The sequence below is a fragment of the Corynebacterium sp. ACRQP genome (genome assembly GCF_022345915.1).
Lineage (GTDB): Bacteria > Actinomycetota > Actinomycetes > Mycobacteriales > Mycobacteriaceae > Corynebacterium > Corynebacterium lehmanniae.
The window spans coordinates 237571-250717 of sequence record NZ_JAKRMZ010000001.1 but is presented as its reverse complement, the minus strand read 5'-3'; the positions used below and the strand labels follow the sequence as shown (position 1 = coordinate 250717).

At 64.2% G+C, this 13147-nt stretch carries 17 protein-coding genes; 8 read left to right on the top strand and 9 right to left on the bottom strand.

Features of this window, described 5'->3' with window-relative positions; translation table 11 throughout:
- The first annotated feature begins 43 nt into the window (after window positions 1–43).
- Complete coding sequence (locus MHY23_RS01240; RefSeq protein ID WP_239306069.1) at window positions 44–748, top strand: hypothetical protein; 705 nt, start codon at window positions 44–46, stop codon at window positions 746–748.
- Window positions 735–1868: a tyrosine-type recombinase/integrase gene (locus MHY23_RS01235; protein ID WP_370645786.1), complete on the top strand. Its 1134-nt coding sequence runs from the start codon at window positions 735–737 to the stop codon at window positions 1866–1868. The genes MHY23_RS01240 and MHY23_RS01235 overlap by 14 nt, the downstream gene beginning before the upstream one ends.
- 170 nt (window positions 1869–2038) lie before the next feature.
- Here MHY23_RS01235 and MHY23_RS01230 read toward each other — a convergent pair whose 3' ends face one another.
- The 3 genes from MHY23_RS01230 to MHY23_RS01220 all read right to left on the bottom strand — a co-directional run bounded on the left by MHY23_RS01230 (window position 2039) and on the right by MHY23_RS01220 (window position 4131).
- The gene (locus tag MHY23_RS01230; protein ID WP_239306067.1) at window positions 2039–2797 is read right to left on the bottom strand and encodes an SDR family NAD(P)-dependent oxidoreductase; all 759 of its coding nucleotides are present in this window, start codon (window positions 2795–2797) and stop codon (window positions 2039–2041) included.
- 84 nt (window positions 2798–2881) lie between these two features.
- Window positions 2882–3238: a hypothetical protein gene (locus MHY23_RS01225; protein WP_239306066.1), complete on the bottom strand. Its 357-nt coding sequence runs from the start codon at window positions 3236–3238 to the stop codon at window positions 2882–2884.
- A 26-nt stretch (window positions 3239–3264) separates the two neighbouring features.
- Window positions 3265–4131, bottom strand: coding sequence for a GDSL-type esterase/lipase family protein (locus MHY23_RS01220; RefSeq protein WP_239306065.1), 867 nt, complete (start codon window positions 4129–4131; stop codon window positions 3265–3267).
- A 90-nt stretch (window positions 4132–4221) separates the two neighbouring features.
- Between MHY23_RS01220 and MHY23_RS01215 the strand changes: the two genes are divergently transcribed.
- On the top strand, window positions 4222–4686 hold the full coding sequence (locus MHY23_RS01215; protein ID WP_239306064.1) for an S-ribosylhomocysteine lyase: 465 nt from the start codon (window positions 4222–4224) through the stop codon (window positions 4684–4686).
- Here MHY23_RS01215 and MHY23_RS01210 read toward each other — a convergent pair.
- Entirely contained in the window at window positions 4679–5605 is a 927-nt protein-coding gene (locus tag MHY23_RS01210) for a suppressor of fused domain protein (protein WP_239306063.1), read from the bottom strand. The genes MHY23_RS01215 and MHY23_RS01210 overlap by 8 nt on opposite strands.
- A 181-nt stretch (window positions 5606–5786) precedes the next feature.
- Between MHY23_RS01210 and MHY23_RS01205 the strand changes: the two genes are divergently transcribed.
- Window positions 5787–6593: a Bax inhibitor-1/YccA family protein gene (locus tag MHY23_RS01205; protein WP_239306062.1), complete on the top strand. Its 807-nt coding sequence runs from the start codon at window positions 5787–5789 to the stop codon at window positions 6591–6593.
- A 73-nt stretch (window positions 6594–6666) separates the two neighbouring features.
- Here the strand turns inward: MHY23_RS01205 and MHY23_RS01200 are convergent, their stop codons facing one another.
- The 3 genes from MHY23_RS01200 to MHY23_RS01190 form a co-directional block, all read right to left on the bottom strand.
- The gene (locus MHY23_RS01200) at window positions 6667–7206 is read right to left on the bottom strand and encodes a hypothetical protein (RefSeq protein ID WP_239306061.1); all 540 of its coding nucleotides are present in this window, start codon (window positions 7204–7206) and stop codon (window positions 6667–6669) included.
- Between the two features lie 39 nt (window positions 7207–7245).
- The gene (gene greA, locus MHY23_RS01195) at window positions 7246–7767 is read right to left on the bottom strand and encodes a transcription elongation factor GreA (RefSeq protein WP_181888100.1); all 522 of its coding nucleotides are present in this window, start codon (window positions 7765–7767) and stop codon (window positions 7246–7248) included.
- 106 nt (window positions 7768–7873) lie between these two features.
- Window positions 7874–8332, bottom strand: a complete 459-nt coding sequence (locus tag MHY23_RS01190) for a DUF4307 domain-containing protein (protein WP_239306060.1) — start codon at window positions 8330–8332, stop codon at window positions 7874–7876.
- A gap of 116 nt (window positions 8333–8448) precedes the next feature.
- Here MHY23_RS01190 and mca point away from each other — a divergent pair, with 116 nt between their 5' ends.
- The 3 genes from mca to MHY23_RS01175 are packed head-to-tail and all read left to right on the top strand — an operon-like array spanning window position 8449 to window position 10401.
- A complete protein-coding gene (gene mca / locus MHY23_RS01185) occupies window positions 8449–9303 on the top strand; it encodes a mycothiol conjugate amidase Mca (protein ID WP_236883387.1) in 855 nt (284 codons plus the stop codon).
- Window positions 9304–9603: a hypothetical protein gene (locus MHY23_RS01180; RefSeq protein WP_239306059.1), complete on the top strand. Its 300-nt coding sequence runs from the start codon at window positions 9304–9306 to the stop codon at window positions 9601–9603.
- 18 nt (window positions 9604–9621) lie between these two features.
- Complete coding sequence (locus MHY23_RS01175) at window positions 9622–10401, top strand: isoprenyl transferase (RefSeq protein WP_181888103.1); 780 nt, start codon at window positions 9622–9624, stop codon at window positions 10399–10401.
- Here the strand turns inward: MHY23_RS01175 and coaA are convergent, their stop codons facing one another.
- A complete protein-coding gene (gene coaA, locus MHY23_RS01170; RefSeq protein WP_181888104.1) occupies window positions 10402–11325 on the bottom strand; it encodes a type I pantothenate kinase in 924 nt (307 codons plus the stop codon).
- Between the two features lie 113 nt (window positions 11326–11438).
- On the opposite strand from coaA, the gene glyA reads away from it, so the two are divergent.
- Window positions 11439–12731, top strand: a complete 1293-nt coding sequence (glyA, locus tag MHY23_RS01165) for a serine hydroxymethyltransferase (RefSeq protein ID WP_370645783.1) — start codon at window positions 11439–11441, stop codon at window positions 12729–12731.
- Here the strand turns inward: glyA and MHY23_RS01160 are convergent.
- Entirely contained in the window at window positions 12728–13129 is a 402-nt protein-coding gene (locus tag MHY23_RS01160; RefSeq protein WP_181888106.1) for a DUF5997 family protein, read from the bottom strand. The two genes, glyA and MHY23_RS01160, sit on opposite strands and share 4 nt — an antisense overlap.
- Window positions 13130–13147: the final 18 nt, after the last annotated feature.

Below are 13147 nucleotides of genomic sequence, written 5' to 3'. Positions count from 1 at the left end.
ACTGTCAAGAATTAACGGCACATTATGGCCTAAACTGACTGGCATGGAGTCAAATGAATGGGTAGAGAACTTCACTCGCCAAATGGGGCAAGCGATCGACCTGGTTCGCGGTACGCATTCTGACCAGTGGATTTCTGATAGAACAAAAATGCTCGGGCATCCAATTTCGCGAACGGCTATCTCCGAGTATCGGCGGGGAATACGAAAGACGATGCCAGTAACTGACTGGCTTGCAATCGCGGCCGCATTGGAAGTTCCTCCGGTTTCGCTCTTGTTTCCGAACTTGCCTAACGGCCTTGTTTCACTCCTCCCAAATCATTTAGATGTGGTTGGTTTCGATGCGGTCGAGTGGATTAGCGGTGAACGTCAAACCGTGCCACGCGGGCTATACCTAGTAGCGGATTCCAATGGCGAACCCCTTGCTACCCATTCCAGGGCGGAGTACTACGAAGGGCGGGTTGAATCGGATGAGCCACAGTTTGTTAGAAGTGAGGAAGATCCTTCCGTCCAGGTAAAGATTCTCCGGCTTGCGCGTGATGCAGGTCGATTATCAGAAAATCTTCACGGGCAACTAAACGAATTTTGGAAACAGCTCATGCGTGGCGCTGTGGACGGTGGAGAGTTAGCACCGATGGTTGAGACCCTCCAGCGCCAGCTGGAGAGGATTTTCGAACAAATTGCCGAACTAGGTGGAACTGTCGAGACGCCTGCCGCCGTTGAAGTGGGTGAAATTGATGGCGAGGGGTAGGCCGGCGACGCCGCTCGGGACGTGGGGCGAAATTCACGTTAAGGAACTAGCGAGCGGCAAGTTCGAAGCTTCGACACGTCTTCGAATGTGGAACGGTGAAACGAAACGAGTACGCGGCCGAGGTAAGTCGGCAACCGCCGCGAAAAACAACCTAAAGGCCCGGTGCTCCGAGCGTCTCGGAACATCTGACACGAAAGACCTAGCGACCACAAGCACTGTAGGCCAACTACTGAACTACTGGCTCGAAAGCAAAACCGATATACGCCCGCAATCACGCGACCGATACCGGCGAATGATCGACCTACACCTTGAGCCGGCCTTCGGAAAACTACGCATTCGCGAAGTCTCACCCGCTCTACTCGATTCATGGATAAAAGGGCAATCGAGCGGGGTAGCGGCAACCGCTCGCACTGTGCTCGCCGCCGCCTTCAACCTGGCGACACGCTTCGGTCTAGTGGCAAGTAACCCAATGGCCGCTATCGAGCCTGTAGCGACGCGAAAGAAAGAAGTCCGCGCCCTTACCCGCGACGAAATACCGCGCTTCCGAGATGCGATCGCGAAGTCAGAAAACGAGACGCTCATCGACGTCGTTGATGTTGCCCTAGCAACCGGGCTCCGGGCGGGCGAAGTGCTTGCGCTTCGCTGGGAAGATGTTCACCTTGAAGAAACACCACCACGCCTGGAAGTTACGGGAACGCTGGTGTACTCGAAAGAAAAGGGTCATTACCGGCAAGAGGGAGGAAAGACGTCGAAGGCGAAGCGCCCGGTGCAACTTTCCGAATCATGTGCCGCAACACTGAAAGCGCGGCGCGACAAGTACGGGCTGCTGCCGATGGTCTTTCCGAGCGGTGCCGGAAGTTACATCTGGGAGAACAATTTTAACCGCTGGCTCCGGGAATGGAGGGGCGACGAATTTAACTGGGTCACGATTCACACGCTGCGAAAGACACTCGGCTCATTGGTCTACGACGAACTGGGGCCACACCGCGCCGCTGAAGTACTGGGGCACTCGAATTCAACGTTGACCGAAACGGTTTACGTTCAACGAAACAGGGACGGCGTGCCGATCGGGGAAATCGTCGACGGGGTGCTTGATGGTGTCCGAAAAGTGTCCAGTTAATGGCTCCATCCGCTCGCAATGGGGGCAAATAATCCGTAGGGTACACCCGTCTAATCAGTAGGTGTACCCGGTGAACTGGGAAAATGCATATGTCGAAAAATCAGTAATACTGAATGAGTGTTCTAATCAACAACCGCCCAGTGTCGGTTCGAGCCCGACTGGGGGCACTACTACACGGCGGTGTATCCGCCGTCGGCGAGGTGGTAGGAGCCGTTGACAAACGACGCGTCGTCGGAAAGCAAGAAGCTCACCACCGCCGCGATCTCCTCGGGCTCGCCCAGGCGGCCAGCAGGATGCTTATCGACGAGCGCCTGGCGGGCCTCGCCCTGAGCCCGCTGAATCAGCGGCGTGTCGATATATGCCGGACCCACGCAGTTGACCCGGATGCCGGTGGCGGCGTAGTCCGCGGCCAGAGACTTGGTCAGCCCCACCACGCCGTGCTTCGCGGCGGTGTAGGCCTCGATGCCGCCGGCGCGGCCCACGGAGCCGTGGATGGAGGACATGTTCACAATCGCGCACTGTTCCGTGTTGCCCTGCGCGAGGAACTGCTTGAGCTGGTAGTGGCAGCCGTAGGCCACGCCGGACAGGTTGATGGCGATGACCTTGTCCCAGTCGGCCAGGTCCTTGTCCGCCAGCGGGGTGTGGTCGCCCACACCAGCGTTGTTCACTGCGAGGTGGAGCGCGCCGAACGTGTCCACGGCGAACTGCACGGCCGCCTCGTTGTCCTGCTTGCTGGCTACGTCCTGGCGGAACGCGGCTGCGGCGCCGCCGCCCGCCTCGATTGCGGCGGCGACGTCCTTGGCGGCGACGTCGTTGATGTCGGCGACCACCACCTTGGCGCCCTCGCTGGCGAGACGTTTCGCGATGGCCTCACCGATGCCGGAGGCGCCGCCGGTGACCAGCGCAACTTTGTTTTCAAACTTGCTCATGACTGCTCCTTGACCTTCCGTGGGAAATGAGATGCAGCCAAAGTGTAAGCAGCGACCGATCCTCCTAGGGCCGGTTTGAGGCAGTTACTTCTTCGCCGTGCCGAGCGCAGCTTTGATCAGCGGGATCTGCAGCGGCAGGCGTCCGATGGAAATGATCTGCTTCTGCCAGGGCTCGTTGCGCCACTGCCACGCCATCTGGAAGTTCGCCGGCCACACCGCTGCCAACAGGGCCGCGGCGAACTTGCCGCCGGCCGCGCGGGTTTTGGGATTCGCCAGCAGGGCAGCTGCGGCGAGCTCGGCCGCACCGGAGACGTACGTGTAGCTGCGCGCGGAGCCGGGGAGGGCGTCGGGCACGATGTCGTCGAAAGGCTGCGGCTTTGCAAAGTGCAGCACGCCCGCGCCAGCGAACAAGGGGATGAGGAACTTCTGCAACGGTGTCATTGGCCCGAGCTTACGCCTGGGCTGCGTTACAGCGCGCGGGCGACCTGGTCGGCCACGAAGGCGGACCCGGCGCGGGAGGGGTGGAAGACCATGTTGTATCCCGCCGTAGTGGTGTCGACAAGTCCTGCGACCCAGCGGTCGGCGTCGCGGGCGCAGGTGCTGTGGCCGGTGGACTGGGCGTTGATGTCTAAAAACGCCGCGCCTACTTGGCGTGCGGCCTCGCGCTGGTTGTCGCGGTGGTGTTGCTCCCAGCCGTGCACCGTCGGGGTAGGCACGCCGAGCGGAACGTTGGGCACCACGTTGAAGGCGCAGATTGCGCCGTTTGCTCCGGTCACCGAAAGCATGCCGGGAATGATGATCTTCGCGTTCGGCGCCACGGCGCGCACCTTCGCCACGGCGGCGCGCATGTTGGTCAAATACTGCTCGCGGGTGCGTGCGGCGTCGTAAGTAGTGCCGGGCTTGTCCAGCAAGGGACGCCAGTGGTCGTTGAAGCCGGCGCCCAACGTCACCGCCCGGGTGCCCGCGTTCAGCGCGCCGGTGTGCACCGCATGGTCGATGCGGCCGAGCATCTGCCCGGAGGTGATGCCGGCGCACGACCAGTCTGTAACCTTCGCGCCGGTGCGCTCCCCGAGCTGGCTGGGCCAATTGCCTGGGCCGTGGAGGCAGCCTGACTCGCTCGGGTTGTTTCGGAGCACGCGCTCGGAGGAGGTGGAGGAAAGGCCTGTGCCGTCAGCGAAACGCAGCACAGTGTTGGGGTACTGGTCCGGGTTAGCGGTGAACGAGTCGCCGAAGACCACCACGTTGCCCGCGGGCTGCGCGGTAGCGGGGGAGGCGGTCGTGGCGGCAAGTAGCGCAGAGGCGGCCACTGCTGCGTGACGGATCAGGTTTCTCACGCGCCTGAGCCTACCTGCCGTGACTGTTGCCGTCGCGGAACCAAACAAGGGTGGTGGGCACGTGAGCCTCCGTTCAGTAGAGTCGAGGCCATGACTGATCGTATGAATGTGGAATCTTTCAACCTCGACCACACCAAGGTAGCCGCCCCGTTCATCCGGCTCGCGGACCGCAAGGAGCTGCCCAAAGGCGACACCTTGGTGAAGTGGGACATCCGCTTCAAGCAGCCCAACGAAGAGCACCTGGAGATGCCGGCGGTGCACTCGCTGGAGCACATGTTCGCCGAGCACGCCCGCAACCACGCGGACAACGTCATCGACTTCGGCCCGATGGGCTGCCAGACCGGCTTCTACCTCATGCTTTCCGGCGACGTCGCTGAGGAGGAGGTCGCCGAGCTGGTGGAAAAGACGCTCACCGACATCACCAACGCCAACGAGGTGCCGGCCGCCAACGAGAAGCAGTGCGGCTGGGGCGCAAGCCACGACTTGGAGGCCGCCAAGCGCGAGGCGCAGGCGTTTTTGGACAAGCGCGACGAGTGGGGCACCGTCTTTAAGTAGTCGGGTCCACCACCCGAATCTCCAGCGGCGCGGTGCGCAGGCGGTAGAGGCCTGGCACCGCGTCGAACACTGCGAGCAGCTCGTGGGCGAGCGCCGTGGTGGCCAGGACTGCGATGTGGTCGTCGGTGAGCTCCGCCGCCGACAATTGCGGGTCTAGCAGGAACCAAATGTCGCCGTTGAGCAGCGCAAACGTTCGCCCATGCAGGATCCGGTGGCGTGCAGCCCGGATGATTGCGCGCGCAGCCGCCGGGTCCAGGTCCACGCGTCCCCCGGCGTCGACCTCGAGGTAGCGGGCGTGCATCGCGCCTATCGATGACCCTTCGGCCCCCACCGCCTCATCCAACAACGCACGGACCTGCGGATCGGCGCCGATTGGATCGCGGTCCGTGGAGCTCAGCCCAAGCGGCACGCGGTCGCCGACAAAGGCCGCGAACTTCAATGGGTCCCAGGACAGCATGTACTCCACGTCGTCGCCGTTGAGGCCGACGGCGTAGGTGAAGCGGATCCGGCCGGTGGGCCCGTCGAGCGTGCCGAGGACAGGGTCGGTGACAAACGCGAAACCGGCCAACGTTCCGCGCGGGTTGTCCAGCACGAGGTAGTGGCCCGGCTCGATGTCGTCGCGGGCGGCGCGGGCGAGCAGGCGGGCCGGCCACTCGTCGGGAAGCGCAGGCGTGCCCGGCACCCGCAAGGTGAGCTCCGTCTGTGTGCCCGCGGACGGCTGGGAAGACTCCACGCGGGACTTGCCGTAGGTGCAGTACAACACGTGGGGGACAGGCTCGGCTAGCACGTACGCGTGGACCTCTAAGTGGCGGTAGGAAAACACGTACGCGTCCGTGCCACCGGCAGCTTGAGCGATGTGGCTGCGCACCACCTCGCCGCCGGTTCTAGGGCCGCGGCGGGCGCTGTCGAAAACTCCCATGGAATTCCACCATAACCCCGCCCCGGCGAGGTGGGCTTCAGCCGTGGTTTCAGCGAACACTGCGCTCGCGGGAACCTTTTTGGTAAGTGTGGCGTTATACCCGGTGAACTCTTTGGACTCTGGTTCAAGATCGGGTCCGGGACAAACGGTACGAAAACCCATTGGAAAGGATTTGTACGACGTGAGAAGCACTAACCCCGTTCTGCGCAACATTCCGGGGGCGGACGCGGACAACGGCTACCAGGATGGCCAGACCGCGACGCTTCCGGGGCACGCGCCCGAAATTGATCAGCAACGCCCGATGACGGTGGATGATGTGGTGACCAAGACGGGCATCACCCTCGCCGTGATCATCGCGTTCGCCGCAGCGAACTTCGGCATCTTCCTCACCGGCAACGTTCAGCTCGGCTTCATCCTGACCATCGTCGGCGCCATCGGCGGCTTCATCACCACCTTGGTCAACGCGTTCCGCCGCGAGTTCGGCTCTAAGACGCTGACGTTGATCTACGCCGCGTTTGAGGGCCTGTTCCTCGGCGGCTTCTCCCTGACCGTCTCCGGCTGGTTTACAGTCGGCGGCGCCGATGCCGGCCAACTGATCTTCCAGGCCATCCTGGGCACGATCGGCGTGTTCATCGGCATGCTCGTGGTCTACCGCCGCGGCGCGATCCGCGTGACCCCGCGCTTTAACCGCATCCTCACCGGCCTGATCTTCGGCGTGGCCATCATGGCGCTGGGCAACTTCCTGCTGGCTATCTTCACCGGCATCTCCCCGCTTCGCGACGGCGGCACGCTGTCCATCATCTTCGGTGTGGTCTGCGTGGTACTGGCGGCCCTGTCCTTCCTGCAGGACTTCGACCTGGCCGACAAGCTGGTCCGCACCGGTGCGCCGGAGCGCGCCGCCTGGGGCGTCGCCCTCGGTCTCGCCGTGACTCTGGTGTGGCTCTACACCGAGATCCTGCGCCTGCTGTCCTACGTCAACGACCGCTAGGGCCTTCGCAGAAACACAAAGCGCCTCGCTTCCGGATCATCTCCGGGGCGAGGCGCTTTGTCGTGCGCGCGGTTTAGTAGTTGTTATCCGGCACGACGGGCTGGCCGTCGACAGTCACGGTAGTGAACACCGGCTTGCCGTCGACGATCTCCGGGTTGCCCAGCACAACCTTCACGCCCTCTTCGCGGTTGTCCGGGGAGGTGACAACGCGGGTTGCGGTGCCCTCGGCGAGGTCCTCGCCCCACTGGTCCCAGACGATGCTCTCGAGGAAGTCGTCCTGGTTCTCGCAGTCCACCGTCAGGCGGTCCGGGCGCACAAGGTCGGTGGCGCCGCAGTTATTGAACACCGGTGCAGCGGCGACAGCGGCCTCGGAGGTCTCCTGCTCCTTCACGGCATTCGCCGCGGTGACGTTTGTCGCCGTAGCGGTGCTGGTGGCGGTGCCGGCCGTGGTGGCGGAGGTGCCTGCACCCTTCAGGGAGTTCGGGTCCTGGGTCGTGGCCGTGTCGACCTTCTCGGAGGAGGGGTTCTGGTGCGGCGGGGTGCAGCCTGCCAGGGCGAGAGCTGCCAGGGCGGCGACGCCGGCTACTGCTTTGCGGGAAGAGGTGGCAATCACAGGAATGGTCCTTCTGTATTGAAAAGAGAAACGTACTGGCTACTTCGCGCGGGGCGTGGAGGCCTTGACTGAATCATACGGCTCGGCCGAGACCACGGTGACGGAAATCTCGCGGCCGTTCGGTGCGGTGTACTTGCGGGTTTCGCCCTCGGCGGCACCGACGACGGCGGCGCCGAGAGGGGACTGCTCCGAGTAGGTCTCCAAATCCGCGTTGTCGGTGGAGGCGGCGCGGGTGCCGATGAGGAAGGTCTCGCGGTCGTCCTCGTCGCCGTCATAGTAGACGTGCACGACGGAGCCGACGTGGGCAACACCCTCGACAATGCCAGCGCGCTCCGTGGTGGAGTTGGACAGGATCTCGGAGATCTGCTTGATGCGCGCCTCCTCCTGGTCCTGCTGCTCGCGGGCCGCGTCGTAGCCGGCGTTCTCCTTGAGGTCGCCCTCCTCGCGCCGCTCGTTGATCTCGGCCGCGATGGCGGGGCGGTTATCAATGAGCTGCTGCAGTTCGGCCTCGAGCTTGGCCTTCATTTCGGGAGTGATGTACTGCTGCTGGGATTCAGCCATAGGGGTCTAAACCTTCCCTGATACGTGAAATCGGCCCGCCGCTAGCGGGCCAATGTGTGCAGATATACAGCCGGAAGATTACCACACGCCTTCGGGCCGGTTTTCGCTAGCGCGCTGCGTAGAAGCTGCTCTCCGGGTCCATGTAGAAGGGGAGATTCTCGGAGCAACCGTAGATGCGGCCAGACACCAGCGGCTCGCGCACCGGCAGGTCCACCGCGATGCGGGAGTGTTGCTCGCCGCCGGCCGGCAGCACCACCTCGCGGCGGCCCACCTCCGAATGCGAGTAATCCACCGCAGTGACGATGCAGTACGCAGGCACGTCCGGGTTCTTGCGGTTGACGTCGATCCAGAGCCGGCCCGTGTTGTCGTCGATACGCTCCTGTGAAATGAACTCCGCGCGAACGGGCTCGCTGAACCGCTGCATGATGGTGCGGGCGCCGACAAAGAGCAGGGCAATCATGAGCAGTGCGGCGACAACCGCGACCACTTTGCCGCCGATGGAGCCGCCGGCGCGGTTGGAACGGCCGTAGCGGTTGGCGGGGCGGGGAGTGGTTGCGGTGCTCACGGAAACGGCTCCTTGCAGGTGGTAAGGACTTTCGAGTTGATGGTACTAAGATGACGCGGAGGTACAGAACTGACCCCTACGAAAGTTGGATTGATCGAGTGACCGGGTTGCGTCTCATGGCGATTCACGCCCACCCCGACGACGAGTCCTCCAAGGGTGCCGCCACCATGGCCAAGTACGCCGCAGAAGGCAACCGCGTCAAGGTCGTCACTTGCACTGACGGCCGGCGCGGCGACGTGCTCAACCCGGCAATGGACCGCCCGGGCGTGCTGGACAACATCCTCGAGGTGCGCCGCGAGGAAATGGCGCGCGCCGCGGCAGCCCTCGGCGTGGAGCACGTCTGGCTGGGCTACGAGGATTCCGGGCTGCCCGAAGGCGACCCGCTGCCGCCGCTGCCGGAAGGCTCGTTCGCGGTGCAGGACCCGGAAGAGGTGGCGGTGAAGATCGTGGAGCAGATCCGCGAGTTCCGCCCGCACGTGATCATCACCTACGACGAAAACGGCGGCTACCCGCACCCGGACCACCTGATGGTGCACGCGATTTCCATGATCGCCTGGGAGCGCGCGGGCGACCCGGACTTCGCGCCCGGCACCGGCGAGCCGTGGACGCCGCTGAAGCTGTACTACTCGCACGGATTCATCCTGCAGCGCATGAAACTGCTGCAGGAGCGCCTGATCCAGCGTGGGAAGCAGAGCCCGTACGAGCTGATGATCAAGCGTTGGGAGGAAAACGAAGGCGACGTATTCGGCCGCGTGACCACCCAGGTCGAGTGCGCCGGCTACTTCCAGCAGCGCGCCGAGGCGCTCACTGCGCACGCCACGCAGATCGACCCCGCCGGCGCGTTTCTAGCTAGCCCGGTGGAGGACCAGCAGGACGTCTGGCCCACCGAGGAGTTTGAGCTCGCCGCGTCCAGGGTGGAGACCACCCTGCCGGAAACCGACCTGTTCGCCGGCATCGAGGAGGAAAGCTAAATGACAACCTTTACTGTCGCCGCCGCCAACGCCGCGAGCTTCGTACTGGCCCAGAATCCGGGCGAGACCCCGGTGGGCCCGGACTTTGGCAAGGCCTCGCCGATCGGTCTGCTTCTGTTGGTGGTCTTGGCCATCGTGGTGCTGTTCATCGGCTGGTCGTTCCACCGCCGTTTCTCCCGCTTCAAGCGCCGCCAGGCGTTCGCGGAGGCGCGCGGCATCGACCCATTCGACGAGAAGACGATCGACGAGGCCATGGAAAAGGCTGGTCTGAAGGACCAGCGGAAGAAAAACGCGTTCTAGCTGGCTAGAATTTATCCCGTGTCTGTCCTTTCGAAGCTGCGATACCCGCTGTACCCGCTGTATGAGGCGCGCCTAAAGCGCGAGCTGCGCGGCAAAAAGCGTCCGAAGCACATCGCCGTGATGGCCGACGGCAACCGTCGTTGGGCGCGTGAGGCGGGCTTCGAGGACATCTCCCACGGCCACCGCGTCGGCGGCGCGAAGATCGGCGAGCTCGTGCGCTGGTCCGCGGAGATGGACGTGGACGTGCTCACCATTTACCTGCTTTCCACGGAGAATCTGCAGCGCACCACCGAAGAGGTGGAGCTGCTCTTCGACATCATCTCCGGGGTCATCGAGGATCTGGCCACGGAGGATTACACCTGCCGCGTGCGGTTGGTGGGGCATTTGGATCTGCTGCCGGAGGACGTCGCTAGGCGCATGCGCGAGGGTGCGGCCGCAACCGACACCAAGCACGGTCTCACCGTCAACATCGCGGTCGGTTACGGCGGGCGCCAGGAGATCGTGGATGCGGTGCAATCGCTTATCGACGACAAAGCGCACGCCGGAGTGCCAGCCACGGAGATGGCCGCCGAGATCACGGTGGAATCCATCTCGGAGCACCTGTATACCTCCGGCCAGCCGGACCCGGACCTGGTCATCCGCACCTCCGGCGAGCAGCGCCTGTCCGGTTTTCTGCTGTGGCAGGCGGCGTACTCGGAGATTTGGTTCACCGACATTTACTGGCCGGCGTTTCGCAAGATCGACTTTTTGCGCGCGCTGCGCGACTACTCGCAGCGCTCCCGCCGCTTTGGCAAGTAGCTAGATCTTGCGCATGCGCACGCGTTGGACGGTGTGGTCGTAGTCCTTGCGCAGCACCAGCGAGGCGCGCACGCGGGTGGGCAGGATGTTTTCCACCAGGTTGGGCAGGTTGATGGTCTGCCACAGTTCGCGCGCGGCGTAGGCGGCTTCGGCGTCGTCCATGCCGGCGAAGCTCTCGAAGTGGTTGCCGGGCTGCTGGAACGAAGTGTCGCGGAGTTTGAGGAAGCGCTCGATGTACCAGCGCTCGATGTCTTCGGTCTTTGCGTCGACGTAGATGGAGAAGTCGAACAGGTCGGAGACCATCAGCGTTGGGCCGGTCTGCAGCACGTTGAGGCCTTCGAGGATGAGGATGTCGGGCTGGCGGACCTCCACGAATTCGTCGGGGAGGATGTCGTAGGCCTCGTGCGAGTAGATCGGGGCCCTGACCACCGGCTGGCCGGACTTGACCTCGGTGACAAAACGCATCAGGTTTCTGCGGTTGTAGGACTCTGGGAAGCCCTTGCGTTTCATGATCCCGCGCTCTTCCAGCACCGCCTTCGGGTGGAGGAAGCCGTCGGTGGTGACCAGGTCCACCCGCGGGTGGGAGTCCCAGCGCTGCAGCAGCACCTGCAGCACGCGCGCGGTGGTGGATTTGCCCACGGCCACCGAGCCGGCCAGGCCGATGATGAACGGCACGTGCCCCGGGTCGCCGCCGATGAATGTTTCGGTGGCGTTGGTGAGCTTTTGCCGGGCGCGCACTTGCAGGTGGATCAGGCGCGACAGGGGCAGGTAGATGTCCTCGACCTCCTGCAGGTCGAGGTTCTCGCCGATGCCGGAGAGCTTCTGCAGCTCTTCCTCGGTGAGCACCTGGGGCATCTTGGCGCGGCGCTTGCGCCAGTCCTCGCGGTGGAAGTCGAGGTACGGCGACGAATCGGCTCGTGACATAGCCACCATTGTTGCACCCGCGTAAAAGGGGAATGAATCCGCCTTCTGGGCGTGCCGATTTTCCTATACTGCGAGAAGCCGTTGTCAACGCGAAAAGAAAGGACCCGGTCGACGTGCCTGAAGACCTCCGCTACCAGGATCTGGCCACCTACGACCCAGAGGTGCACGCCGCAATTGTGGACGAGCTGGCGCGCCAGCGCGACACGCTGGAGATGATCGCCTCCGAGAACTTCGTGCCGCGCTCCGTGCTGCAGGCGCAGGGCTCGGTGCTGACCAACAAGTACGCGGAGGGCTACCCGGGCCGCCGCTACTACGGCGGCTGCGAGCACGTGGACGTCATTGAGGACTTGGCGCGCGACCGCGCGAAGGAGGTCTTCGGCGCCCAGTACGCGAACGTGCAGCCGCACTCCGGCGCGCAGGCGAACGCCGCGGTGCTCATGGCGCTGGCGGAGCCGGGCGACACCATCTTGGGCCTGGACCTGGCGCATGGCGGCCACCTCACCCACGGCATGAAGATCAACTTCTCTGGCCGCCTGTACAACGTTGCGGCGTACCAGGTGGAGGAGGACACCCACCAGATCGACATGGCGAAGCTGCGCGAGCAGGCCCGCGAGGTCAAGCCGAAGGTGATCATCGCCGGCTGGTCCGCGTACCCGCGCCACGAGGACTTCGCGGAGTTCCGTTCCATCGCCGACGAGGTCGGCGCCTACCTGTGGGTGGACATGGCGCACTTCGCCGGCCTGGTCGCCGCCGGCCTGCACCCGAACCCGGTCCCGCACGCGCACGTGGTCTCCTCCACGGTGCACAAGACCCTGGGTGGCCCGCGCTCCGGTTTAATCCTCACCAACGACCTGGAGCTGCACAAGAAGCTCAACTCCGCGGTCTTCCCGGGCCAGCAGGGCGGCCCGCTGATGCACGTCGTTGCCGCGAAGGCGACCGCGTTCAAGATCGCGGGCACGGACGAATTCAAGGATCGTCAGAGCCGCACCCTCGCCGGCGCGAAGGTGTTGGCGGAGCGTTTGCTTGCCGACGACGCACGCGAGGCCGGTGTGTCCGTCGTCTCCGGCGGCACCGAGGTGCACCTCGTGCTGGTGGACCTGCGCAATTCGCCGATGGACGGCCAGCAGGCCGAGGACCTGCTGCACTCGGTGGGTATTACCGTCAACCGCAACGCCGTGCCTTTCGACCCGCGCCCGCCGAAGGTGACCTCGGGCCTGCGCATCGGCACCTCCGCGCTGGCCACCCGCGGCTTCGGCGAGGAGGACTTCCGCGAGGTCGCAGAGATTATCGCGGAGACCCTGATCAAGGGCGAAGCAGCCGACATCGACGCGCTGCGCGGCCGCGTTGAGGCCCTGGCGCGGAAGTACCCGCTCTACCCGGACCTCGAGGATTGGAAGATGCTCTAGTCCTTTTCGGCTTCTCCGGCGTCGGCGCTTGCGCCGTCGCCGCCGGCAACATCATGCCCGCGCTGCTCCGCGAGAGTGGCGCGGGCTTTTTGCAGCCACTCGGGCTGGTCGTCCAGCAGCGCGCGGATCTCGTCGGTGGTCATCGCCTGGTCCACGCCGGCGCTTTTCAGCGCGGTCACGGAAATGCCCAGCTTGCGGGCGACCTCGGGGCGCGGGTGTGGGCCGGAAAGGCGCAGCTCCTGCAGCCACTGCGGCGGGTTGTCCTGCAGGTCGCGCAGCTCGGCGTGGGTCACGGCGCCGTCCTGGAACTCCTGCGGGGTGGCGGGAAGGTAGATGCCCAGCTTCTTTGCGGCGGTTACCGGCTTCATGGCGATGCCGGAGGGGGTCTGATCAGTCATGGTCAAAACGGTAGCATT